This is a genomic window from Xanthomonas sp. WHRI 7945 (assembly GCF_035026585.1).
The window spans coordinates 1-24,172 of sequence record NZ_JAYIQP010000035.1; the positions used below are offsets into that span (position 1 = coordinate 1).

Genomic DNA, 24,172 nt, shown 5'->3' on the forward strand with positions numbered 1-24,172 from the left:
TGGGAGCGACTTCAGTCGCGACGGGCTTTCCCGGGAAAGCCGTCGCGACTGAAGTCGCTCCCACAGGTGCTGCATCCATCGGCAACGCCGCCTCAGTGCGCGGCAGCGCCCTTGTCGGCCTTGGCCAGCATGTCTTCCACCGACACCGTGGTGATCGGGTGGTAGCCGGGCTTGGCCTGGGCGAAGACCTGCTTGGCGAAGGCCAGACCGTCCGGGGTCTTCACCAGTTCGGCGTAGATCGGCAGGATCAGCTTGCGGCGGCCGACGCGGGCGATGAACTCGCCGGCGGCCGGGCGCGCCTCGGCGTAGCCGCTGCGGATCGCCAGCGGGTACCAGCGCATGGCGATCTCGCCGTTGGCGGTGCCGGTGAGGTGGTAGGCCGCATCCAGCTGCTTGAGCTGCTCGGGGGTGAGCGTGGCGCCCAGGCCGCTGAGGAAGCGCGTCCACTCCTGCGTGCTCCAGGCATCGGTGACCTGCTTGCTCGGCAAGGTGCCGCTGCCGGCCCAGGCGATGCGCGCGGTATCGACCATCGCGAAGCTGCGCGAGCGCGCCTTCTGCGCGAACGCCGGGATCCCCGGCTCGTCCAGCCACGCGTGCAGCTCGGCCTCGCTCACCGCGTCGGGCTTCTTGGCCAGCAGGTTCTTCTTCAGGTACGCGACGAACTGGTCGGTGTTGGCGCTCTGGAACGCGTGGTCGTCGAACCAGCCGCGCAGGAACGGATCGAAGGTGGCGCGGCCGAAGCGCTGTTCCAGAAACTGCAGGAACCAGGCGCCCTTGACGTAGGCGACCTGGCTCAGCGCATCGTCTGGATCGCGCTCGGTCAGCGCCGGCAGCGCCAGCGCCTGGTCGGCCGGGCTCATGTCCTTGACCTCGGCGAGCAGGTCGGTCTGGTCGATCTCGCGCTCCATTTCCGCCGCTTCGGCGCCGTACAGCGCTTCGGTGATGCGCGCCTGCACGTAGGTGGTGAAGCCTTCGTTGAGCCAGATGTCCTTCCAGCTGGCGTTGGTCACCAGGTTGCCGGACCAGCTGTGCGCCAGCTCGTGCGCGATCAGCGACACCAGCGACTTGTCGCCGACGATCACCGTCGGGGTGGCGAAGGTCAGGCGCGGGTTCTCCATGCCGCCGAACGGGAACGACGGCGGCAGCACCAGCATGTCGTAGCGGCCCCAGCGGTACGGGCCGTACAGCGTCTCGGCGGCGACGATCATCTTCTCGGTGTCCTCGAACTCCTTGGCCGCCTTGTCGGCCATGGACGGTTCGGCCCAGATGCCCGAGCGCGCCGAGATCGGCTTGAACACCAAGTCGCCGGCGGCGATGGCCAGCAGGTAGGACGGGATCGGCTGCGGCATCTTGAACGTGTAGTCGCCGTCGCGCGCCGCCTTCGGATCGTTGTCGGCGCTCATCAGCACCATCACGTCCGGACGCGAGCTCACGTGCGCGCTATAGGTGAAGCGCACGCTCGGCGTGTCCTGCAGCGGCACCCAGCTGCGCGCGTGGATCGCCTGCGACTGGCTGAACATGAAGGGCAGCTGCTTGCCCTCGGTCATTGACGGTTCCAGCCACTGCAGGCCCGAGGCGGTCGGCGCGGTGTGGTAGGCGATGGTGATCTTCTGCGGCTGGTTCGGCGCCTCGATGGTCAGCTTGCTGCCGTAGATCTTGTCGACCGGCGCCAGCGCGTACTGCAGTGGCGCCAGGTTGCCCTTGCCGTCGTCGCCCTTCACCTGCTCGATGGTCAGCTCGCGCGTGTCCAGCAGCAACTGCTTGGCGCCCTTGTCCTTCCACTCCAGCGTGTAGGTGGCGGTGCCGCCGATCTGCTTGCTGTCGAAATCCAGCTTCAGGTCCAGCGCCAGGTCCTTGATCACGACCTTGTCCGGCTCGGCGTAGGAGCTTTCGTCGTGGCTGCGGTCGGCGGATTTCACGGCGGCGGGTGCGGGCTTGGCGGCGGGAGCGGCGGCTTCGGTCGGCGCTTCGCGGGAACAACCGGTCGCGATGACCGCGGCCAGGGACAGCAACAGGAACGGGGAACGCATGGCGGACAGCACCGGTTCGGGGAAACTGGAAGTTTACCTTGAAGGCTGGGATTGGGGATTCGGGATTGGGGATTCGTAAGAGCGCATTGCTCCGCTTTACGAATCCCCAATCCCCGCTTTTCCACAGCCGAACGGTCGGCCCTCCCGGCCGTTAGATCCTGTAACCCGAATGGATCGCCACGATCCCGCCAGTCAGGTTCTTGTAGTGACTGCGCTCGAACCCGGCCTCGGCCATCATGCCCTTCAGCGCGTCCTGCGGCGGGTGCTTGCGGATGCTCTCGGCCAGGTACTGGTAGCTGTCGGCGTCCTTGGCGAACAGCTGGCCCAGCCGCGGCAGGATCTTGAACGAATGGAAGTCGTAGATCGGCTTGAACCAGTCCGCGGTGACCGCGGAGAACTCCAGCACCCGCGCCTGCCCGCCAACCTTCAGCACCCGGTACATCTCGCGCAGCGCGGCGTCCTTGTCGGTGACGTTGCGCAGGCCGAAGGCGATGGTCACCAGGTCGAAGCTGCGGTCCGGGAACGGCAGCGCCTCGGCGTTGCACTGCACGTAGTCCAGGCCCGCGACCAGGCCGCGGTTGGTCAGCCGGTCGCGGCCCACCGACAACATGCCGGCGTTGATGTCGCCCAGCACCACCGCGCCCTCGTCGCCGACCCGCTCCTTGAGCAGCGCGGCGATGTCGCCGGTGCCGCCGGCCAGGTCGAGCACGCGGTCGCCCGGCTTGACCTGCGCGGTGGCCACGAAATAGCGCTTCCAGGCCCGATGGATGCCGAGGCTCATCAGGTCGTTCATCAGGTCGTAGTTGCCGGCGACCGAGGTGAACACCTCGCCGACCAGCTTCTGCTTGTCCTTGGCATCGACGTCGCGGAAGCCGAAATGGGTGGTGCCGGTCTTGTAGGGGGATTCGCTCATGCCGGGATTATCGCACTGCTGGCGCCGCCGTGGCCCGCGGCGGTCGGTCGCAGCCGCCGCTGAGCCGACCGGCGGCCCGACGGCCCCGCACGCTCCGACGATCTACGCCAGCGGCCGCGCGCGGCGAGGCGCGCGCGGCCGCTGGCGCGCTCCTCAGAACTTCAGCACCAGGCCGAAGTCCACGCCCTCGATGCCGTAACCGCCGGCATCGCCCTGGCCGAGGTCGGCCGAGGTCTGCTCGTTGCTGTAGGCGATCGTGCAGGTGCCGCCGGCGTCGTTGTGGATGCGCGCGTAGTCGGCGTAGAGATAGGCCTTGGCGGACAGCGCGTGCTGATAGCCCACGCCCCACTTGTCGCAGGTGTTGTCCACGTAGGACGAATCGCGCCGGCTCCATGCCGCCTTCCACAGCCCGTTGGCGCCCATCGGCGCGGTGAACCCCAGCAGATAGCCCTTGTGCTCGTGGTAGAAGCCCAGCGCGGCGACGTCGAACGGCTGCTGGATGTCGATGCGCTCGTAGAAGCCGTACAGCTTGAGCGGACCGAAGTCGTAGCTGGCGCCGAACAGATTGATCTTGAGCCGGGTCAGGCCGGGCACGTCCTCCCACCACTCTTCCTCGTGGTCGTAGCCGATGCTCAGCGGGCCCTTGTTGTAGGCCAGGATCACCGCATACAGCGGGCTGCGGCTGTCGCGGTCGCTGACCCCGAGCAGATTGGGCGTGTAGGCGACGGTGGCGTTGAAGCCTTGCCAGGTCGGCGTGACGTAGACCACCGCGTCCTTGGCCCGCGACACCACCACCTGCAGCGAACCGGCGCTGGCGACGGAGCGGCCCTTGAACGGATCGTACTGCTTGAGCACCGCGGCGCGCCCGCCGTCGACGGTGCCGCCGAGCAGCGTGCCCCACTTGCCGGTCGCGCCCAGCCAGGCGTGGCGGGTGTAGAACGTGTCGCCGCCGCTGCCGGCGTCCTCGTCGCCGGTCAGGTTGACGCCGACCTCGACCTCGCCGATCAGGCGGGTGCCGCCGCCCAGCGCGTAGCCGAGCTTGAGGCCGACGTTGCTGCCGTCCGAGCCGGCCGCGCTCTGCAGGTCGTTGTCGGTGCCGGTATCGGCGACCGCGCCGTTGCCGCCGCGGCGGCCGACGTAGCCGATGTCCAGCGTGCCGTACAGCGAGGCGCTGGCCGCGCCGTCGCTCCACTGCAGGCTCTGCGCCTTTTCCTGGTCCTGGTCCTGCGCCTGCGCGCCGGTCGCCATCCCTGCGGCCACGGCCAGCCCGCCAATCCCTTTCCACATCGTGGTGCGCATCGCGTGTCTCCTGCAATCGGACAACAGCGTTTCTGCAGCAAGGCCTGCGCCGAGCCGGCGATGTGGGGGGTGGGGTAGAGCGTTCATAGCCCTATTTGCGCGGTAAGTAAAGCCGGACGCGCGACGGCCGGCATGCCGATGCGGCACGCACCGGGCCGGCGTGCGCGCAGGCGGCGCCGCGCCTGCGCTGGCGGTGGTGACAGCCCGCGCCGCCATGCGCACTATGGCCCTCTCCCACCACGGAACCCATTCGATGATCGCCACGCCCGACTACCGCGCCCTGCTCGACACCGCCATCGCCGAAGCCCGCCAGGGCCTGGCCGAAGGCGGCATCCCGATCGGCGCGGCGCTGTACCACAACGACGGCCGCCTGCTCGGCTGCGGCCACAACCGCCGCGTGCAGGAGGGCGATCCCTCCGTGCACGGCGAGACCGACGCGTTCCGCAAGGCCGGCCGCCAGCGCCGCTACAAGGACACCATCATGGTCACCACGCTGGCGCCGTGCTGGTACTGCAGCGGCCTGGTGCGCCAGTTCAACATCGGCACCGTGGTGGTCGGCGAATCGGTGACCTTCCAGGGCGGCATCGACTGGCTGCGCGACAGCGGGGTCGAGGTGATCGACCTGCACAGCCAGGAATGCATCGACCTGCTCGGCGGCTACATCGCCGCCAACCCGGACGTGTGGAACGAGGACATCGGCGAGGACTGAGCGCGGCAGCGCCAGCTGCCGCCCCGCAGGCGCTGTGCGGCGCCTGCGCCGCAGCCCGACAGGCGGCGACAAGGGAAGGAATACGGCGAGGTGCGGCATGGAGAGGCACCTGGAAAGCGATGTTATATTATTTCAATATTGCCACAACCACACCGCATGTCTTCCGCCTCCCCCGCTTCCCTCGCTTCTCCCACGCCCTCCTCGCGCCTGGCCTCGATCGATCTGCTGCGCGGCACGGTGATGCTGCTGATGCTGCTCGACCATGTGCGCGAGACGTTCTACCTGCACCACCAGATCGGCGATCCGGTGGACGTGGAGCGCACCGCGCCGGCGCTGTTCGTGGCGCGCGCGTTGGCGCACCTGTGCGCGCCGGTGTTCGTGTTCCTGACCGGGCTGTCGGCGTGGCTGTACGCGGCGCGGCAGCCGCATGGCCGCGCCGCGGCGGCGGCGTTCCTGCTCAAGCGCGGGCTGTTCCTGATCGTGCTGGAACTGACCCTGGTCAACGTCGCCTGGACCTTCGCCTTCCCGCCGCAGGTGCTGTACCTGCAGGTGATCTGGGCGATCGGGCTGAGCATGCTGGCGCTGGCGGCGTTGCTGTGGCTGCCGCGGCCGCTGCTGGCGCTGCTCGGCGCGGTGCTGGTGGCCGGGCACAACCTGCTCGATGGCGTGCACGTGGCCGGCGACGGCCCGTGGGCCGCGGCCTGGGCGGTGCTGCACGACCGCAGCTGGCTGCAACTGGGCGAACTGCGCCTGCGCACCTCGTATCCGCTGCTGCCATGGATCGGGGTGATCGCGCTGGGCTATGCGGCCGGCCCCTGGTACGGCGCCGCCGCCGCGCCGCCGCAACGGCAGCGGCGGCTGTTGGCCTGCGGAATCGGCGCGCTGGCGCTGTTCCATCTGCTGCGCTGGCACAACGGCTACGGCGATGCGCCGTGGCGCGAACACGCCGACCTCGCGCACACCGCGATGAGCTTCTTCAACGTGACCAAGTACCCGCCATCGCTGCTGTTCCTGCTGCTCACGCTGGGCGTGGGCCTGCTGTTGCTGCGCCTGTACGAGCACCCGCCGCTGGCCAGGGCGCTGGCGCCGCTGGCCACGATCGGCGCGGCGCCGATGTTCTTCTACCTGCTGCACCTGTACGTGCTGCGGCTGCTGTACCTGGCGGCGCTGGCGTCCTGGGGGCCGAACCACGGCACGCTGTTCTGCGTGGACAGCGTCGCCGCGCTGTGGGCGATCGCCGCGGTGCTGGGGTTGGCGCTGTACTGGCCGGTCGCCGCGTTCGCGCGGCTGAAGGCGCGGCGCCGCGACCTGGCCTGGCTGCGCTATCTCTAGCGGGGGAACACGGCGCGGCGGCCAAAGATTCATCGCCGTGCAATGCCGGCATGCTCGACTGGTGTCCCTGTCCGCGCCTGGAGACCTGCGATGCCCATCCGCCTGCCGCGCCTGCTGCTGATCGGCCTGATCCTGGCCGCCACCGCCGGCTGCGCCACCGCCGCCAGCCAGCGCGACGCCTGGGTGGTGCAGCAGATCCGCGACTACAACCATCCCTATGCCACGCAGCAGGCCGAGCTGGACACCAAGATGGCGACGATGGCCGGCAGCGCCTACGCGTTCTATCGCGGCACCGACCATCTGTTCTACCAGGACATGAAGACCTGGCCGGCCTCGCTGTGGACCACGCCGCAGACCGGCGATACCTGGCTCGGCGGCGACACCCACATCGGCAACTTCGATGCCGCGCGCGACAGCAGCGGCAAGCCGGTGTTCCACGTCGCCGACTTCGATGAGGGCCATCTCGGCCAGTACGTGTGGGACCTGCGCCGGCTGGCGGCGAGCATGGTCCTGGCCGGGCGCGACAACGGCCTGTCCGACAGCGACATCGGCAGCGCGATCGACACGATGGTCGGCGCCTACCTGGACAAGATCGGCGCCTTCAAGGGCAGCGACGCCGAAAAGAGTTTCCAGCTCGGCAAGAGCAACACCAGCGGCGTGGTGGCCAAGGCCATCGACAGCGCCGACGGCAAGAGTCGCAGCAGCCTGCTGGCCAAATACACCGCGGTCGGCGGCGGCAGGCGCACGTTCCAGAACCTGGACAACCTGGTCCCGGTGGACAGCACGACGTCCGCGTCGGTCGCCAGCGCGATGAACGGCTATGTGACCTCGATCGCGGCATCCAAGCGCTATGCCACGAGCTACTACGCGATCAAGGATGTGCGCCAGAAACTCGGCTCGGGCACCGGCAGCCTCGGCCGCCAGCGCCTGTACGTGCTGATCGAAGGCGCGAGCAGTTCGACCGGCGACGACGTGATCCTGGAATGGAAACAGGAAGCGGCCAGCGTGGTCGCCGTCGCCGCGCCGTCGCAGATGCCGGCCTCCAGCTACGACGGCCACGAAGGCGAGCGCGTCGCGCGCACCGCCAAGGCGCAGACCCTGGATGCCGACGTGCTGATCGGCTACGCCAGCGTCGCCGGCGTGCCGTTCTACGTGCACGAGAAATCGCCGTTCCAGGAAGACCTGGACCCGGCCGCGCTGAGCAGCGCGGGCAAGCTGGCCACCGCCGCCACCTACCTGGGCCAGGCGCTGGCCTCGGCGCACGCGCTGGCCGACCAGGACTACGACCCGGCGGTGGTGAGCTACAGCATCGACAAGCAGATCGACGCGGCGGCCAGCAGCAAGAGCGGGCTGAAAACGGAACTGCGCCAGTTCGCGTTCGACTACGCCGCGCAGGTGCAGTTGGACTGGCAGGCGTTCTCGGCCGCGTATCAGGCGGGGACGCCGTTGTACTGAGCGCCGGATTCACCGCCATGAACCCTGTAGGAGCGGCTTCAGCCGCGACCGGGCGTTACCGGTAATGCCCGGTCGCGGCTGAATCCGCTCCTACAATTTGAGGCGATCGGCACCGCCGCAGTGCGCGCGCCACACCGCACCACCGCGCTTGCTTCCATATCAGTTGCGAAAAAAACTTCTGTGGGAGCGACTTCAGTCGCGACAGGGCATTACCGGTAACGCACGTCGCGACTGAAGTCGCTCCCACAAGATGCCGGCACGCCTGCTGCGTACCGGCACGCAAGCAACTACAGGATGTAGCGGCTCAAATCCGGATCCTGCACCAGCTCGCCCAGGTGCGCGTTGACGTACGCCGCATCGACATTGACGCTCTGCCCGTCGCGGTCGGGGGCTTCGTAGCTCAGCGTATCGAGCAGGCGCTCGAGCACCGTATGCAGGCGCCGCGCACCGATGTTCTCCTGGCGTTCGTTGACCAGGAACGCGATCTCGGCGAGGCGGTCGATCGCATCGTCGGTGAAGCTCAGGGTCACCCCCTCGGTCAGCAGCAGCGCTTCGTACTGCTTGGTCAGCGCCGCCTTCGGCTCGGTGAGGATGCGGATGAAATCGTCCTTGGACAGCGCCGACAGCTCCACCCGGATCGGAAAGCGGCCCTGCAGTTCCGGGATCAGGTCGCTGGGCTTGGCCAGATGGAACGCGCCGGAGGCGATGAACAGGATGTGGTCGGTCTTGACCGTGCCGTACTTGGTGCTGACGTTGGAGCCTTCGACTAGCGGCAGCAGGTCGCGCTGCACGCCTTCGCGCGACACGTCGCCGCCGGAGGACCCGGCTTCGCCGCGCTTGGCGACCTTGTCGATCTCGTCGATGAACACGATGCCGTGCTGCTCGCAGGCCTCGATCGCCGCGGCGCGCACGTCTTCCTCGTTGACCAGCTTGCCGGCCTCCTCCTCGATCAGCAGCGGCCGCGCCGCCTTGATCGTCAGCTTGCGCGACTGCGACTTGCTGCCGCCCAGGTTGGAGAACATTTGCCGCAGCTGCTGGCCCATTTCCTCCATGCCCGGCGGGGTCATGATGTCCATGCTGACGTTGACCGCCACGTCCAGCTCGATCTCGCGCTCGTCCAGTTCGCCGGCGCGCAGCATGCGCCGGAACTTGCTGCGGGTGTCGTTGTCCTGCGCCGAGGGCTCGTTGCGCGCGGCCTCCGGATCGAAGCCGATGCCGGCGCTGCGGCGCGGCAGCAGCGCGTCGAGGATGCGGTCCTCGGCGCGGTCCTCGGCCTGGGTACGCACGCGCACCTTGGCCTGCTCGCGGTACAGCTTGACCGCGGTGTCGGCCAGGTCGCGCACGATCTGCTCCACGTCCTTGCCGACGTAGCCGACCTCGGTGAAACGCGTCGCCTCGACCTTGACGAACGGCGCGTTGGCCAGTGTCGCCAGGCGCCGCGCGATCTCAGTCTTGCCGACGCCGGTGGGGCCGATCATCAGGATGTTCTTGGGCATCACTTCGTTGCGCAGCGCATCGGGCAGCTGCATGCGCCGCCAGCGGTTGCGCAGCGCGATCGCCACCGCGCGCTTGGCGTCGTGCTGGCCGACGATGTGACGGTCCAGTTCCTGCACGATCTCGCGCGGGGTCATGGTTGAGGTGTCGTGATTGGGCATTGGGGATTCGGGATTGGTAGAAGCGGAATGGGAACGATCGATGCGTGTCCGGACACAGGGAAAGGAGCGCTTTTGCGAATCCCCAATCCCGAATCCCGAATCACAGCTCTTCGACCACCACGTTGCGATTGGTGTAGATGCAGATGTCGCCGGCGATGTTGAGCGCTTCGACCGCGATGGTCTTGGCATCGAGCTCGGTGTGGCCGAGCAGCGCGCGCGCCGCCGACAGCGCGTAGGAACCGCCGGAGCCAATGGCGATGATGCCGTCCTCCGGTTCGATCACATCGCCGGTGCCGCTGATGATCAGCGAGGTTTCCTTGTCGGCCACCGCCAGCAGCGCCTCGAGCTTGCCGAGGCGGCGCTCGGTGCGCCAATCCTTGGCCAGTTCCACCGCCGCGCGGGTCAGCTGGCCGTGCTTCTCGAGCTTGGCCTCGAACAGTTCGAACAGGGTGAAGGCATCGGCGGCGGCGCCGGCGAAACCGGCCAGCACCTGGCCGTCGCGGCCGAGCCGGCGCACCTTGCGCGCATTGCCCTTCATCACGGTATGGCCCAGCGTCACCTGGCCATCGCCGGCCACCGCGACATGGCCGTTGCGGCGCACCGACAGGATCGTGGTGGCGTGGAAAACGTTGGGGTTCTGACTGGGGTCCATGCGGCCTCCTGAGCGATTCTTCAGGTGTGGGGGCACGTCGCCGCCCGTTCAAGCGTCCGCAGTTCAGCCGCTCGCGATCCTGGCGCGGCCGGGATGCTCGGGTTCCGGTTCGATGCCCCACAGCAGATGCCAATCTTCGCCCTGCATCTCGATCGGGTGCATGACCCGTCCCGAGCCGTTGCCGCAGGCCAGATCGTCCGCCGCGCAATAGCGGTCGCAGCCCCAACAGATCCGCTCGGGATGCGCGGGTTTCAATGGAAACGGTCTGGCCATCGGATGCCTGTTCACTGCGTTGGAGCCGGCAGTGTGCGCAGCGCGGGCGCGGTGCGCCTTGATCGAGGACAACCCGGGCAGCAGATCGCGCCCGCTCAGGGATCAGTCAGGACTTGCGCTTGGCGCGCGGGTGCGCGGCGTCGTAGACCTTGGCCAGATGCTGGAAATCCAGGTGGGTGTAGATCTGCGTGGTGGCGATGTCGGCATGGCCGAGCAGCTCCTGCACGCCGCGCAGGTCGCCGGAGGATTCGAGGATGTGGCTGGCGAAACTGTGCCGCAGCATGTGCGGGTGCACGTGCTTGAACAGGCCCTGGCGCCCGGCCAGCTGCTTGATCCGGATCTGCACCGCGCGCGCGCCGATCGGCGCGCCGCCGCGGCCCGGGAATACCGGCGCCTCTGCGGCCGCCTTGGTCTCCGCCTGCCATTCCAGCAACGCCTTGCGCGCATGCGAACCGACCGGCACCAACCGCTGCTTGTTGCCTTTACCGAGTACACGGACCAGGCCACTGGCAAAATCCAGATCGCGCCAGCGCAGCGCGCACAGCTCGCTCAGGCGCAGCCCGGAGGAATAGAACAGCTCCAGCAGCGCGCGGTCGCGCAGGCCCAGCGGCACGTCGGTCGGCACCTCGACCAGGCGCACCGCCTCGTCGGCGTCCAGCACCTGCGGCAGCTTGCGCGGCGCCTTCGGCGCACGCAGCGCGGCGGCCGGACTGGCCGCGATCTGGCCATGCTTGAGCAACCACGCGTAGAAACTGCGGCACGCCGACAGGCGCCGCTGCAGGCTCTTCGGCGACAGCCCGCGGCGGTGCTCGGCCGCGATGAAATGGCGCAACTGCTCGGCGCCGAGCGCGGCGATGTCGCCGCCGGCATTGTCCGCCGTCCACGCCGCCAGCGCGGCCAGGTCGCGGCGGTACGCATCCAGGGTGTGCGCGGACATGCGCCGTTCGACTTGCAGGTAGGCGAGGAAGGCAGACGCGGGACCGGGGACCGGGGACCGGGGACCCGGTGCAAGCGGGCCTTCGGCGCTGGTTGCCGTGCAAGTGGTCTCGCCAATGCGAGATTGCGGCTTTTTCCCGGTCCCCGGTCCCCGGTCCCCGGTCCCGCGCTTCATCGCTGCAGCGCCACCGTCAGCGACTCGCCCATCATGCGCAGGAACAAGGTGCCCATGCCGGGATAGAAGCGGTTCGGGTCACGGCTGCCGACCGCGAGCAGGCCCACGCCGGGCAGCGGCAGCAGCGCGGTGGACTGCACGTCCTCGATGCGCTCGGCGTACAGCAGCGCCTGCTTCTCCGGCTGCAGGCGGCCGCAGATCGGCTCGCCGTCCTTCAGGCAGTCGCGGAACGGCGCCAACCGCGGATCGTCCTGCGCCAGGATCTGCAGCCACGGCGCCTGCTCCAGCCCGGGCAGCGGGTGCAGCAGCACGATGCTGACCAGGTCGCCCTGGAAATCCTCCTGCAGCGAGGCGGCCATCGCGCGCACGCTGTCGGCGGCGCTGGTCTGGCGCATCAGCGCCAGAGTCAACTGGTGGGTCCGCACCGCCAGGCGCTCGTTAACCTGGGCGTTGGCGGCCAGTTCGGACAGGCGCCGCGACAGCTCGCGGTTCTTGTCGCGCAGCACTTCCAGCTGGTAGCTGGCCAGCGACGCGGTCGGGCCGTCGTCGCGCGGCACCACCAGGGTCAGCGCCAGGTCGGGGAACTGCTTCAGGAACGCCGGGTGGCGGCGCAGCCATGCGGCAATCTCGTGCGCGCCGATCTTGTCCTGGGTCTCGCTCATCGGATCCACTCCCCATCGAAAACGAAGGCGGCCGGCCCGGACATCACCACCGGCGCCGCATCGTGCGGCCAGCGGATGCGCAGCTCGCCGCCGGGCAGCACCACGCGCACGTCGCGCTCCACGCGGCCGCGCTGGATCAGCACCGCCGCGGCCGCGCAGGCGCCGCTGCCGCAGGCCAGGGTCTCGCCGACGCCGCGCTCGTACACGCGCAGGCGCACATGGCCGCGGTCGATCACCTGGGCGAAGCCGACATTGACCGAATCGGGAAACGACGCGTGCTGCTGCAGCAACGGCCCCAGCCGTTCGACCGGCGCCGCGTCGACCAGGCCCACTTCCAGTACCGCATGCGGATTGCCCATCGACACCGCGCCGAAGCGCACGCTGCCGCCTTGCAATGGCAACACGTATTCCTCGCGCATGCGCGGGAAGCCGATCAGCGGCACGTCCTCCGGGGCGAAGCGCGGCACGCCCATCTCGACCGCGAACTGGCCGTCGTCGCCGCGCTCGATGCGATGCGAGGCGAACGGACTGTCGATGACGAACGCATCGCTGCCGGCGGCGCCGTCGCGCACCAGCCAGGCGGCGACGCAGCGCGCGCCGTTGCCGCACTGCCCGGCCAGGCTGCCGTCGGTGTTCCAGATGCGGTAGCTGGCCACCGCGTCGGCGCTGCGCGGCGCCTCGATGGTCAGGAGTTGGTCGCAGCCGACGCCGAAATGGCGGTCGGCCAGGCGCACCGCCAGCGCGGCGTCCGGCGCCGGGGCGCCGTCGCGCAGGTCGAGCACCACGAAATCGTTGCCCGCGCCCTGCATCTTGGAAAAGCGCAGGCGCGCCGCGGGAATGGCCTCACTCATTCCCATCGGTGGGCGTGGTGGTGGTGTCGTCGACCGGCTGCTGCTGGCCATCGACCGGCTGCGCCTGGCCGGCGGGATCGGTCGTGGCCGGCGGCGTCGCGTCGGGCGCGGTGGCTGGCACGGTTTCCACCGGGACCGGCTTCTGCGGCATCACCAGCGGGCCTTTGTTGCCGCACCCGGACAGCGCCAGCAAGGCGGCACCGAACAGGGCGATACGGATCGGATGACGGAACGATGTGCTCATGCGCCGAGTATAGCCAGAAGGGCCTGAATCGGCTGTGCCGCATGCGGCCGCCCGCCCTTCAGCCGCGCGGCGGCGGCTCCGGGCGCAGCCACAGCCACAGCGCCACGCAGCTCATGCAGCCGATCGCCAGCACCTGCACCCAGAGCCTGTGCACGAACAGCAGCAGCACCAGCGCGCACACCGCCATGGTCAGCGTCGCCATCCACTTGCCGCGGCGACTGACCGCGCCGTGCGTTTCCCAGTCGCGGATGCTGGGGCCGAAGCGCGGATCCTCCAGCAGCCGGCGACGCAGCCGCTCGGAGCCGCGCGACGCGGCGTAGGCCGAGATCAGCACGAACACCGTGGTCGGCAAGCCCGGCACGAAGATGCCGACGATGCCCGTCGCCAGGCTGACATAGGCCAGCAGCCACCATGCCCAGCGGAAACGGGAGGGGGATTCCATTGGCGCATGATAAAGCCGCGACCGGACGACGATGCGGGATATGCGTTCCCGCGCCCGCACTTGGCGAGGACGCTCCAGGCGCGCCCGGCCATCCTCGCGACTGGCGAAACGGCGATCTTTCCGGCCGCGAACGCAGCGAAGCGGCAAGCTTGCCCGCCTTCATGCAGTCGGGACTGAAGTCCCTCCCACAGTGCACCCGGCCGGCACTCGGCATGGCCAGCCCTTGTGGGAGCGACTTCAGTCGCGACGAGCGAAGCAGTGCGCTTGCCCAGAACCTCGATGCAGTCGGGACTGAAGTCCCTCCCACAATCATCCGGCCGGCGCTCGGCGTGGCCAGTCATTGTGGGAGCGACTTCAGTCGCGACGCGGGATCTGCCAGCCCGCGGCTGCGGGATCCGTCGCGGCCGAAGCCGCTCCTACAGAAAGCGGGCGCGCCGGCCGGGTGCACTGTAGGAGCGGCTTCAGCCGCGACAGGGCGCCGGAGCCCGCCCTACTTCGCCGCGTGCTCCACGCCCAGCTGATCGAGCATGAACGCGTACGACTCGGCCTGCTCGCGATAGCGGCGGAAGCGCCCGGACTTGCCGCCGTGGCCGGCTTCCATGTTGACCCGGAACACGATCGGCCGGGTGCCGGTGTTGTCGTCGCGCAGCTTGGCCACCCATTTCGCCGGCTCCCAGTACTGCACCTGCGAATCCCACAGCCCGGTGCCGACGAACAGCGCCGGATACGCCTGGCGCGCGACGTTGTCGTACGGCGAATAGCCGAGCATGTAGTCGTAGTACTTCTTCTTCTCCGGGTTGCCCCACTCGTCGTATTCGTTGGTGGTCAGCGGAATGCTCGGGTCGAGCATGGTGGTGACCACGTCGACGAACGGCACCTGCGCCACCAGCACCCGGTAGTCCTGCGGCGCCATGTTCGCCACCGCGCCCATCAGCAGCCCGCCGGCGCTGCCGCCGGCCGCGGCGACACGGTCCGGTGCCGCATAGCCGAGCTTGACCAAGCCGCGGGTCACGTCGATGAAGTCGGTGAAGGTGTTCTTCTTGTTGAGCAGCTTGCCCTGGTCGTACCAGTCGCGGCCCATCTCCTGGCCGCCACGGATGTGCGCGATGGCGTAGACCACGCCGCGATCGAGCAGGCTCACCACCGGCAGGTTGAAGTTGGGATCGGTGGACATGCCGTAGCTGCCGTAGGCGTACTGGTACAACGCCGCGGTGCCGTCCTTCTTGAAGCCCTTCCTGTACACCAGCGACACCGGCACCTTGACCCCGTCGCGTGCGGTCACCCACACGCGTTCGGTCTGGTACTTGTCCGCGTCGTAGCCGATCACCGGCTGCTGCTTGAGCAGCTTGCGCTCGCCGGTGCGGGTGTTGAGTTCGTAGGTGGTGGCCGGGGTGGTCAGCGAGGTATAGCTGTAGCGCAGCCACGGCGTGTCCGGCTCGGGATTGACCGACAGGCCCATCGAATAGGCCGGCTCGTCGGCCTTGACGTAGTCCTCCTTGCCGTCGGCGAAGTGCAGGCGGATCCGCTCCAGGCCGTCGGACCGCTCGGCGATCGCGGTGAAGCCGTCGAACAGTTCGAAGCTGTCGATGAACACCTTCTCGTCGTAGGGCAGCCAGGCCTGCCATTGCGTGCGCGCGGTGGCGCCGTCGGGCGCGGTCATCAGCGCGTAGTTCTTGGCCTTCCAGTTGGTGCGGATCACCCAGCGCCCGTCGAAATGGTCGGCGCTGTACTCGACGTCGCGCTCGCGCGGCGCCAGCACGGTGAAACGCTGCGGATCGGCGGCCGGCGCATAGCGCTGCTCGGAGGACACCGTGCTTTCCACGCCGATGACGATGTACTTGTCGTCGCGGGTGCGGCCCAGGCCCATGTAGAAACTGTCGTCCTTCTCCTCGTAGACCAGCGCGTCCTGCGTGGCCGGCGTGCCCAGCACATGCTTCCTGACGCGCACGGTGAGCAGCGTTTCCGGATCGTTCTCGACGTAGAACAGGGTCTTGTTGTCGTCGGCCCAGACCAGGTCCGGCGACACACCGGGCACGCGGTCGGCGTAGACCTCGCCGGTCTCCAGGTTCTTGAAGCGCACCACGTACTGGCGGCGGCCGACGTCGTCCTCGGTCCAGGCCAGGATGCGGTTGTCCTGGCTGACCACCGCGTCGCCGACGCTGAAATAGCCCTTGTCGGCGGCCATCGCGTTGACGTCGAGCAGGATCTGCTCCGGCGCGTCCATGCTGCCCTTGCGCCGCGCGTGCACCGGATAGTCCTTGCCGCTCTCGTAGCGCGTGTAGTACCAGTAGCCGCGCTCGCGGTACGGCACGCTGCTGTCGTCCTGCTTGATGCGGCCGACGATTTCGGTGTACAGCGTGTCCTCCAGCGGCTTGAGCGGCTTCAGCAGCTGATCGGCGTAGGCGTTCTCGGCGTTGAGATAGGCCAGCATCTGCGGGTTTTCGCGCTTGTCGTCGCGCAGCCAGTAATAGTCGTCCTGGCGGGTGGCGCCGAACGGCGCCTTGACCGTATGCGGCTGCTTGGCCGGGTGCGGCGGCGTGGCATCGGTGGCGAGGGCGGAAGCGAAGGGCGCGGTCATGAGCAGGAGGAAGCTCGCTAGCAAGGGACGGGGATGCATCTAATGGGGCTCCGGCGGCGGCAACGCAACTAGGACGCGCCGCCCGGGCCGGGAGGCGGCAGGCATGCGGCGGCGCATGGTGCCGAGCGAGTCTCCGCGCAACGCCGCATCCTGGCAAGCGCGCGCAACGATTTGTTGCCGCATGCTCCTCTATGATCGGGCCATGGCTTCCCTTCCGCCCCCCTCTTCCGCCGCGGCGCACGCGCCGACCACCTACAGCCAGCGCAGCCGCGATATCGAACCGTTCCACGTGATGGCGCTGCTGGCCCGCGCCAACGAACTGGAACATGCCGGCCACGACGTGATCCACCTGGAGATCGGCGAGCCGGACTTCACCACCGCCGCGCCGATCGTCGCCGCAGGCCAGGCCGCATTGGCCGCCGGCCACACCCGCTACACCGCCGCGCGCGGGCTGCCGGCGCTGCGCGAGGCGCTGGCCGGCTTCTATCGGCAACGCCACGACGTGGACCTGGACCCGGCGCGGATCATGATCACGCCCGGCGGTTCCGGCGCGCTGCTGCTGGCCAGCGCGCTGCTGGTGGATCCGGGCAAGCGCTGGCTGCTGGCCGATCCCGGTTATCCATGCAACCGGCACTTCCTGCGCCTGGTCGAAGGCGCGGCGCAACTGGTGCCGGTCGGCCCGGACAGCCGCTACCAGCTGACCCCGGCCCTGCTGGACGCGCACTGGAACGCCGACAGCGTCGGCGCGCTGGTCGCCTCGCCGGCCAACCCGACCGGCACGTTGCTGGACCGCGCCGAACTGGCCGCACTGGCGCAGGCGCTACGCGCGCGCGGCGGCCACCTGGTGGTCGACGAGATCTACCACGGCCTCAGCTACGGCCTCGACGCGCCCAGCGTGCTCGAGGTCGACGACGAGGCCTATGTGCTGAACAGCTTCTCCAAGTATTTCGGCATGACCGGCTGGCGCCTGGGCTGGCTGGTGGCGCCGCGCGCGGCGGTGCCGTCGCTGGAGAAGCTGGCGCAGAACCTGTACATCAGCGCGTCCAGTATCGCCCAGCATGCGGCGCTGGCCTGTTTCCTGCCGGAAACCCTGCAGATCCTGGAAGCGCGCCGCGCCGAATTCGGCCAACGCCGCGACTACCTGCTGCCGGCGCTGCGCGCGCTCGGCTTGCGCATCGAAGTCGAGCCGCAGGGCGCGTTCTATCTCTACGCCGACGTGAGCACGTTCACCGACGACGCGCAGGCGTTCTGCGCGCATTTCCTGGAGACCGAGCACGTGGCATTCACCCCGGGCGTGGACTTCGGCCGACACCGCGCACGCCAGCACGTGCGCATCGCCTACACGCAGAGCCTGCCGCGACTGCAGGAAGCGGTGGCACGGATCGCGCGCGGACTGGAGCGTTGGGATCGCCACGCTGGACCGTAAGCACCTTCAGGCGCTGCCGATCGCAATGACCTCGCAGACCGAAACCAAGCCCAAGATCACCAGCGACCACATCGCGTAGCCAACGCGGTTTAGGCTTGGCTTTAGCTGTGGCTTTAGCTGTGGCTTTAGCTGTGGCTGTGGCTTTCGATTGTCTTCGCCTTAAAGCGAGCCGAGCACCGCAGGCGCAAGCGGCCGAAGAGGCGCCCTTGTTTGAGCGAAGCGAGTTTGGGCGCCGTGCCGCTTGCGCCGAGGAGCACAGGGAACCGATGCGGCTTTATCGCATCGGCTCGTGTCGGCGACAGCGGTTTTGGTTACTTTTGCCAAGACAAAAGTGACTCGCGCCAAGGGCGCGAAAGCCTTTGCCGTTGCTCCGGCCTTTGCCGTTGCTCCGGCCTTTGCCGTTGCTCCGGCCCTTGCCGCTACTCCGGCCCTTGCCGCTGCTCCGGCCCTTGCCGCTACTCCGGCCCTTGCCGCTGCTCCGGCCCTTGCCGTTGCTCCGGCCCTGAAGTTACCCCGCCTTGCCAGAACTCCAAACGCCCGTACAAGGCGCACGGGCATCCGCTAAGACCGGCTGCTACAGCGCCTTCAATCCTTCAGCCGCTCCCACAGGAACCCGTACGCCAGCGCCTGCATATGCGCGGCCTGCGCGTTGTTGGCCGCGCCACCGTGGCCCCCTTCGATGTTCTCGTAGTAGGTCACGTCCTTGCCGGCCTCGATCATCTTTGCCGCCATCTTGCGCGCATGGCCCGGGTGCACCCGGTCGTCGCGGGTGGAGGTCAGGAAGATCACCGGCGGATAGGTCTTCTTCGGGTCGAACAGGTGGTACGGCGAGAAGCTCTGGATGTACTTCCAGTCGTCGGTGTCCGGATTGCCGTACTCGGCCATCCACGAGGCGCCGGCCAGCAGGTGGCTGTAGCGCTTCATGTCCAGCAGCGGCACCTGCACCACCACCGCGCCGAACAGCTGCGGGTACTGCACCAGCATGTTGCCGGCCATCAGCCCGCCGTTGCTGCCGCCCTGCACGCCCAGGTGCTTGGCCGAGGTGATCTTGCGCGCGGCCAGGTCCTGCGCCACCGCCGCCATGTCTTCGTAGGCCTTGTGCCGGTTCTGCTTCAGCGCCGCCTGGTGCCAGCGCGGGCCGTACTCGCCGCCGCCACGGATGTTGGCCAGCGCGTACACGCCGCCCTGGTCGAGCCAGGCGCGGCCGAGGCCGCCGGAGTAGAACGGGGTCATCGAGATCTCGAAGCCGCCATAGGCGTACAGCAGGGTCGGATTGCTGCCGTCCAGCTTGAGCTGCTTCGGCCGGACCAGGAAGTACGGCACCTTGGTGCCGTCCTTGGACACCGCAAAGTGCTGCTCGATCGCGTCCTTGGACGCGTCGAAGAAGCTCGGCATCGCCTTCAGCGTCTCGATGCTCTGCGCGCCGCGCTGCAAGTCGGCCAGCATCAGCGTGGTCGGGGTCAGGAAATCGGTGGAGGTCAGCCACACCTGGTCGTTCTCGTCGGCATCGACCGCCTCGACGCTGGTGCTGCCGAAGGCCAGGTCGCCGACCGGGAACGGCGCGCGCGCCCACTCGCCTTCGCCCGGAGTCAGCACCCACAACCGGCTCTTGACGTCGTCGAGCACGTTCAGCACCAGGCGCGACTTGGTCCAGGCGAACGAGGCCAGCGAAGTGGTCTCGGTCGGGGTGAACACCACCTGGAACGCGCGCTTGCCGGCCATGAAGTCGTCGAACTTGGCCACCAGCAGCGCGCCGGCCGGATAGGTGGTGCCGTCCACGGTCCACGCATCGCGCAATTCCAGGGTCAGCCACTGCCGGTGCACGCGCTTGTTGGCCGAGTTGGGCACGTCGATCTTGGTCAGGCGGCCGTCGGCGCCCCGCAGGTACAGCTCATCGTTGTAGAAGGCCAGCGTGCGGCTGACGAAATCGCGCTCGTAGCCGGGCGTGTCGTCGTGCATCGCGGCGATGTACATGTCCTCCGGCTTGCCTTCGTAGACCGGCGTCGCGCTCTGCAGCGCGGTGCCGCGCTTCCACTGCTTGACCACCCGCGGGTAGCCGGAGCTGGTCATCGAACCGGCGCCGAAATCGGTGTAGAGATAGACGGTGTCGGCGTCGATCCAGCCCAGGCCGCCCTTGGCCTCGGGACGGAAGAAGCCGTCCTTGACCCACTGCTTGCTGCCCAGGTCGAACTCGCGGGTGACGTCGGCGTCGGCGCCGCCGCGCGACAGCGCGATCAGGCAGCGGCGGTAGTCCGGGCGCAGGCAATCGGCGCCGTGCCACACCCAGTTCTCGCCCTCGGCCTTGTTCAGCGCGTCCAGGTCCAGCACCGTCTCCCATTTCGGCTCGGGCTTGCGGTACTCCTCCAGGGTGGTGCGCCGCCACAGACCACGCTCGTGCTCGCGGTCCTTCCACAGGTTGTAGTAGTACGGGCCGATCTTCTGCACCGCCGGGATCTTCGCGTCCGAATCCAGCACTTCGCGGATGCCGGCCTCGCGCGCCTGGAAGCCCGGCTGCGCGGTCAGCCGCGCCTCGGTCTTGGCGTTCTGCGCCTTGACCCAGTCCAGCGGCTTGGCGCCGGTGACGTCTTCGAGCCAGGCATAGGGATCTTGGGGCATCGCGGTTTCCTTCGCCGCGGCGGTCCCAGAGGCAATCAGTCCGGCAAGCAGGCAGGCATGGGCAAGAGAGGGCATGGGACAGGTCCAGGAGAACAGCCCCGAACCGTAGCATGCGGGGACGCGGCCCTCCCCTGCCGAAGGTCAGGCTGCGCGGGTGACCCGCCACGCCGGCGCGCGCCGCCGCGCCTGGACCCGCGGCCGCAGCCGCGCCAGCCCCCGGCGCAACGGCCGCAGCGGCAGCGGGAAGCGGTGCAGCGCCCACCACGCGCTCAGCGGCATGCCCAGCAGCCACAGCGGCCGCCAGCCCAGCCATTCGCTGTAGCCGCGCGCGGCCGGCCACACCAGGACCAGGGCCAGCCCGGCGAGCAGCGCCTGCAGCACTAGGCGGCGCAAGCCGGGATGCGGCGCGCGGGCGGAACGGGACGAAGGGGCGATCGGCATGGCGGCGACTCCGGAACGGTGATGAGGCGCGCAGCGTGCCGCGCGCGCATCTCAACGGCTGCGACCCACTATTGACATGGCTTTCGCCCGATACTCACTAGCTTGTCCCTTCAAGCCTCCGGATTCCTGTCTTATGCGCCTGCTCTCCCTGTTCGCCTCCATGCTGCTGCTCGGCATGGCCGTCCCCCTGCCGGCGGCGCGGGCGACATCCCCAGAGGAGCATGCGCCCCAGCAGCCGCCGATCGACCTGAAGCGCTTCATGGGCCGCTGGTACGTGATCGCGCACGTGCCCTACTTCGCCGAGCGCGGCCACGTCGCCAGCAGCGACGAGTACACGCTCAAGGAGGACGGCAAGATCGCCGTGCGCTACCGGTACCGCGAGGGCTTCGACGCGCCGGTCAAGGAAATCACTTCGCGCGCCACGGTCAAAGAGGGCACCGGCGACCGCCGCTGGACCACCTGGCTGTTCGCCGTGGTGCCGACCAAGTACCGCATCCTCGAGGTCGCGCCGGACTATTCCTGGGCGCTGATCGACTATCCCGGCCGCGATCTGGCCTGGATATTCGCGCGCGAGCCGGACATGGACCACAAGCAATACCGCGAACTGGCGGGCAAGCTGGACCGCGACTACGGGATCAACGTCGACAAGCTCAAGCGCGTGCCGCAGCGCCGCGACCAGGTCGGCAGGCTCGGTTTCGAAGTGCCGAGCGAGCCCTGAGACGTGTCGCCGCTCCCCAAATAGGTTGCACCGCCATCGCCTGCCACTCAGCGGGGCGCCAGCCGACCTCCGTATGATCAGGCCGGTCCGTCCCCCAGACAGGTGCACCGCTTGGCCAGCGTTCTTTCCGAGACCCTCTGCGATTCGCCGCGCCCACCCGCCGCGGAGGCCACGCGCGGCCAGGTGTTCGCGCAGCACTGCCCCTCGCGCGCCGTGCTCAGCCATGTGACCAGCCGTTGGGGCGTGCTGGTGCTGGTGGCGCTGCGCAAGGGCACGCATCGCTTCGGCGACCTGCGCCGCAGCCTGGAAGGGGTCAGCGAGAAGATGCTGGCGCAGACCCTGCAGGCGCTGGAAGCGGACGGGTTCGTGCAGCGCACCGCGCACCCGGTGGTGCCGCCGCACGTGGACTACGCGCTGACCCCGCTGGGCAAGGACGCGGCCACGCACGTGCACGCGCTGGTGGACTGGATCGAGACCAATATCGGCACCATCCTGAGCAACGGCAACCGGCCGCCGGACACACTGTAGGAGCGGCTCTGGGTGGCCTCGGGCCATCAGCCGCGACGGGCGAGACGATGGCTGATACCGCCTGTCGCGGCTGAAGCCGCTCCTACAAAAAACGACGACAGTGCGCAGCGCGAACGCCTTAGTCGTCGCTGTAGTTGCTCAGCGCCAGCGACAGCAGCGCCTTGGCCTGTTCGCGCAGCGAGCGCGGCTCGACGATTTCCGCATCCGAGCCGTAATGCAGCACGTCCATTAGCAGCTCGCGCGAGACGCTGTACGGCACCTTCAGTTCGTAGCGGCCGTCGGCCAGGAAGCGCCCCTGCTGCTTGGAATGCCAGTGCTCGTCGGCGACCCAGCGCGCCGCCTTGGGGCTGAACACGATCGTCGCCCAGCCCTTGGGCGCGCCGGAGAAGATCCCGTAGCTGGACGCCAGTTGCGAATCCAGCTCCTCGTCGGCCACGTCCTGCGCCGGCTGGTCGAGCAGGCGCGCGTGGTTGATGCGGTCCACCGCGAAGCTGCGCACCGCGTCGCGGCCATGGTCCCAGGCGTCCAGGTACCAGTTGTCGCGGTAGTGGGTGATGCGCTGCGGCGACACCGTGCGCTTGGTCGATTCGTCGGTGGAGCGGGCGCGGTAATCGAACGACAGCCGCTTGCGCTCCAGCACCGCCGAGGCGACGGTGCGGAAGCTGGCCTCGTCGAGCTTGCGGCCGCGGTGCGGGATCACCCGCACCCGCTCCACCGGCCAGTGGGTGGCCCCGGCCTGCGCCGCCAGCAGGCTCTCGATGCGCTGCTGCAGCGGCGCCAGCACCGAGGACAGCACCCCGCCGCCGGTGCGCGCCAGCAATTGCTGCGAGGCCAGCAGCGCGTGCAGTTCCTCGGAACTGAGCCACAGCCCCGGCAGTTCGAAGCGGTCGCTCTCCCCGGACTCGTAGCGGAACCCGGCCTCGCCGTCGCCCTCGACCGGGGCCATCAGCGCGTCGCGCAGGAACGCCAGGTCGCGGTAGACGGTGGCGCGGGAGCAGCCCAGTTCGTCCTGCAGCCGCGCCACCGTCACCGGGTAGCGGGCGGACTTGAGCAGCCGGTGCAATGCGTTGATGCGTTCGTAGCGGTCCATGTCACCGATTATGTCTGAGTCCGTGGCGGAAATACGCCTGGCGGCCGGCCCCGCGCCCAAACCGCCGATGAAGCCGTGGCCGGGCGGCGGCCGGGGTGTCATGTGGATCCGGTATGATGAAATCGTTTCCATTTCGTTAGCCGAAGGCTGCGTCCCCAAACCCAGGAGAGAAGAGCCAATGCCCCGCCGCGCTGCCGTAGTAACCGCGATCACCTTGATGCTGCTGGGTACGTCCCCGGCCTGGGCCGCCGACGTGGCCGCGCCACCGGAACCAGGCAGTTCGCCGTGGAGCGGCTCCGGCGAGCTGGGCTTCGCCTCCTCGCGCGGCAACAGCTCCAACGAGAGCTTCAACGGCCGGCTCAAGGGCCAGTACCTGGACGGCGACTGGATCCACAGCATCGACCTGTTCGGGTTGCGCGCCAGCGCCGAGTACACCAACACCAACGACGACGGCAGCACCGAGCGCGTGCGCCAGACCACCTCCAACCGCTATACCGGCAGCGCCGGCAGCGCGCTGCAGTTGGGCGAACACCGCCAGCTGACCGCCTCGCTGCGCTACGAGCGTGACGATTTCGCCACCTACGACCGCCTGGCCACGATCGGCATCGGCTACGGCACGCGGATCATGGACGGCGACCACAGGAGCCTGGACGTGCAGATCGGCCCCGGCGTGCGCCGCGCCCACGACGTGGAAGAGGATCGCACCGAGACCGGCCTGATCGGCCGCGGCCTGGTCGACTTCAAGTACGGCCTGACCGCCAATACCGAACTGGCCAACACCCTGCTGGTCGAATCGGGGTCGTACAACACCTTCGCGCAGAACGACCTGGGCATCTCGGTCAGCATGAATTCGCGGCTGGCGCTGAAGGCCGGCTGGCAGGCGCGCCACAACAGCGACGTCAGCGACGACAAGAAGAAGACCGATACGTTGACCACGATGAATGTGGTCTACAAGTTCAGGTAGGGCCTGGGGTCGGGACTCGGGACTCGGGACTCGGGACTCGGAACAGCATGCGGCGCAGCCTCGCCGATCGGGGCTGCCGCTCTGGGTCATTCGACCCGGCCGTTTCGGCTGATGGTTTTTGGTTTTTGTAGGAGCGGCTTCAGCCGCGACAGGCGTTACCGGTAACGCCTGTCGCGGCTGAAG

General features: G+C 68.6%; 22 protein-coding genes. 7 read left to right on the plus strand and 15 right to left on the minus strand.

Annotated elements, in window-relative coordinates:
- Window positions 1-92: 92 nt before the first annotated feature.
- From VDQ83_RS17920 to VDQ83_RS17930, 3 genes are all read right to left on the minus strand, one after another.
- Entirely contained in the window at window positions 93-2,030 is a 1,938-nt protein-coding gene (locus VDQ83_RS17920) for a M1 family metallopeptidase (RefSeq protein WP_455435924.1), read from the minus strand.
- A gap of 151 nt (window positions 2,031-2,181) precedes the next feature.
- A complete protein-coding gene (ubiE, locus tag VDQ83_RS17925; RefSeq protein WP_455435925.1) occupies window positions 2,182-2,943 on the minus strand; it encodes a bifunctional demethylmenaquinone methyltransferase/2-methoxy-6-polyprenyl-1,4-benzoquinol methylase UbiE in 762 nt (253 codons plus the stop codon).
- Window positions 2,944-3,096: 153 nt separating this feature from the next.
- The gene (locus VDQ83_RS17930) at window positions 3,097-4,242 is read right to left on the minus strand and encodes a porin (protein WP_455435926.1); all 1,146 of its coding nucleotides are present in this window, start codon (window positions 4,240-4,242) and stop codon (window positions 3,097-3,099) included.
- Window positions 4,243-4,495: 253 nt separating this feature from the next.
- Between VDQ83_RS17930 and VDQ83_RS17935 the strand changes: the two genes are divergently transcribed.
- From VDQ83_RS17935 to VDQ83_RS17945, 3 genes are all read left to right on the plus strand, one after another.
- Window positions 4,496-4,951, plus strand: coding sequence for a nucleoside deaminase (locus VDQ83_RS17935; protein WP_263395790.1), 456 nt, complete (start codon window positions 4,496-4,498; stop codon window positions 4,949-4,951).
- A 156-nt stretch (window positions 4,952-5,107) separates the two neighbouring features.
- Window positions 5,108-6,283, plus strand: coding sequence for a DUF1624 domain-containing protein (locus VDQ83_RS17940; RefSeq protein ID WP_455435927.1), 1,176 nt, complete (start codon window positions 5,108-5,110; stop codon window positions 6,281-6,283).
- Between the two features lie 90 nt (window positions 6,284-6,373).
- Window positions 6,374-7,738 (plus strand): DUF2252 domain-containing protein, encoded by a 1,365-nt coding sequence (locus VDQ83_RS17945; RefSeq protein ID WP_455435928.1) that lies wholly within the window; start codon window positions 6,374-6,376, stop codon window positions 7,736-7,738.
- Between the two features lie 287 nt (window positions 7,739-8,025).
- On the opposite strand, the gene hslU is transcribed toward VDQ83_RS17945, so the two are convergent.
- From hslU to VDQ83_RS17990, 9 genes are all read right to left on the minus strand, one after another.
- The gene (gene hslU, locus VDQ83_RS17950) at window positions 8,026-9,393 is read right to left on the minus strand and encodes an ATP-dependent protease ATPase subunit HslU (protein ID WP_309913872.1); all 1,368 of its coding nucleotides are present in this window, start codon (window positions 9,391-9,393) and stop codon (window positions 8,026-8,028) included.
- A gap of 100 nt (window positions 9,394-9,493) precedes the next feature.
- Complete coding sequence (hslV, locus tag VDQ83_RS17955) at window positions 9,494-10,045, minus strand: ATP-dependent protease subunit HslV (RefSeq protein ID WP_003465879.1); 552 nt, start codon at window positions 10,043-10,045, stop codon at window positions 9,494-9,496.
- Between the two features lie 63 nt (window positions 10,046-10,108).
- Window positions 10,109-10,390, minus strand: a complete 282-nt coding sequence (locus VDQ83_RS17960; RefSeq protein ID WP_455435929.1) for a DUF3079 domain-containing protein — start codon at window positions 10,388-10,390, stop codon at window positions 10,109-10,111.
- Between the two features lie 34 nt (window positions 10,391-10,424).
- Window positions 10,425-11,429, minus strand: coding sequence for a tyrosine recombinase XerC (gene xerC / locus VDQ83_RS17965; RefSeq protein WP_455435930.1), 1,005 nt, complete (start codon window positions 11,427-11,429; stop codon window positions 10,425-10,427).
- On the minus strand, window positions 11,426-12,091 hold the full coding sequence (locus tag VDQ83_RS17970; RefSeq protein WP_309913866.1) for a DUF484 family protein: 666 nt from the start codon (window positions 12,089-12,091) through the stop codon (window positions 11,426-11,428). The genes xerC and VDQ83_RS17970 overlap by 4 nt, the downstream gene beginning before the upstream one ends.
- Window positions 12,088-12,942 carry a diaminopimelate epimerase gene (dapF, locus tag VDQ83_RS17975; RefSeq protein ID WP_455435931.1) on the minus strand — a complete coding sequence of 285 codons (855 nt, stop codon included), beginning with the start codon at window positions 12,940-12,942 and terminating at the stop codon, window positions 12,088-12,090. Before dapF ends, VDQ83_RS17970 begins: the two co-directional genes overlap by 4 nt.
- A complete protein-coding gene (gene lptM, locus VDQ83_RS17980; RefSeq protein WP_455435932.1) occupies window positions 12,935-13,186 on the minus strand; it encodes an LPS translocon maturation chaperone LptM in 252 nt (83 codons plus the stop codon). The genes dapF and lptM overlap by 8 nt, the downstream gene beginning before the upstream one ends.
- Before the next feature lie 58 nt (window positions 13,187-13,244).
- Window positions 13,245-13,628 (minus strand): YbaN family protein, encoded by a 384-nt coding sequence (locus VDQ83_RS17985; RefSeq protein WP_263395799.1) that lies wholly within the window; start codon window positions 13,626-13,628, stop codon window positions 13,245-13,247.
- A gap of 490 nt (window positions 13,629-14,118) precedes the next feature.
- Window positions 14,119-16,206 carry a S9 family peptidase gene (locus tag VDQ83_RS17990; RefSeq protein ID WP_455435933.1) on the minus strand — a complete coding sequence of 696 codons (2,088 nt, stop codon included), beginning with the start codon at window positions 16,204-16,206 and terminating at the stop codon, window positions 14,119-14,121.
- A 202-nt stretch (window positions 16,207-16,408) separates the two neighbouring features.
- Between VDQ83_RS17990 and VDQ83_RS17995 the strand changes: the two genes are divergently transcribed.
- Entirely contained in the window at window positions 16,409-17,632 is a 1,224-nt protein-coding gene (locus VDQ83_RS17995) for a pyridoxal phosphate-dependent aminotransferase (protein WP_455435934.1), read from the plus strand.
- Window positions 17,633-18,217: 585 nt separating this feature from the next.
- Here VDQ83_RS17995 and VDQ83_RS18000 read toward each other — a convergent pair.
- On the minus strand, window positions 18,218-20,323 hold the full coding sequence (locus VDQ83_RS18000; protein ID WP_455435935.1) for a prolyl oligopeptidase family serine peptidase: 2,106 nt from the start codon (window positions 20,321-20,323) through the stop codon (window positions 18,218-18,220).
- A gap of 66 nt (window positions 20,324-20,389) precedes the next feature.
- The gene (locus tag VDQ83_RS18005) at window positions 20,390-20,689 is read right to left on the minus strand and encodes a hypothetical protein (RefSeq protein WP_263395803.1); all 300 of its coding nucleotides are present in this window, start codon (window positions 20,687-20,689) and stop codon (window positions 20,390-20,392) included.
- A 133-nt stretch (window positions 20,690-20,822) separates the two neighbouring features.
- Here VDQ83_RS18005 and VDQ83_RS18010 point away from each other — a divergent pair, with 133 nt between their 5' ends.
- Both VDQ83_RS18010 and VDQ83_RS18015 read left to right on the plus strand, forming a co-directional pair.
- Window positions 20,823-21,407: a lipocalin family protein gene (locus VDQ83_RS18010; protein WP_263395804.1), complete on the plus strand. Its 585-nt coding sequence runs from the start codon at window positions 20,823-20,825 to the stop codon at window positions 21,405-21,407.
- A 102-nt stretch (window positions 21,408-21,509) separates the two neighbouring features.
- Window positions 21,510-21,935, plus strand: coding sequence for a winged helix-turn-helix transcriptional regulator (locus VDQ83_RS18015; protein WP_455435936.1), 426 nt, complete (start codon window positions 21,510-21,512; stop codon window positions 21,933-21,935).
- Between the two features lie 118 nt (window positions 21,936-22,053).
- On the opposite strand, the gene VDQ83_RS18020 is transcribed toward VDQ83_RS18015, so the two are convergent.
- Window positions 22,054-23,025, minus strand: coding sequence for a helix-turn-helix transcriptional regulator (locus tag VDQ83_RS18020; RefSeq protein WP_263395806.1), 972 nt, complete (start codon window positions 23,023-23,025; stop codon window positions 22,054-22,056).
- A gap of 178 nt (window positions 23,026-23,203) precedes the next feature.
- On the opposite strand from VDQ83_RS18020, the gene VDQ83_RS18025 reads away from it, so the two are divergent.
- Complete coding sequence (locus tag VDQ83_RS18025) at window positions 23,204-23,989, plus strand: DUF481 domain-containing protein (RefSeq protein WP_263395807.1); 786 nt, start codon at window positions 23,204-23,206, stop codon at window positions 23,987-23,989.
- Window positions 23,990-24,172 lie beyond the last annotated feature (183 nt).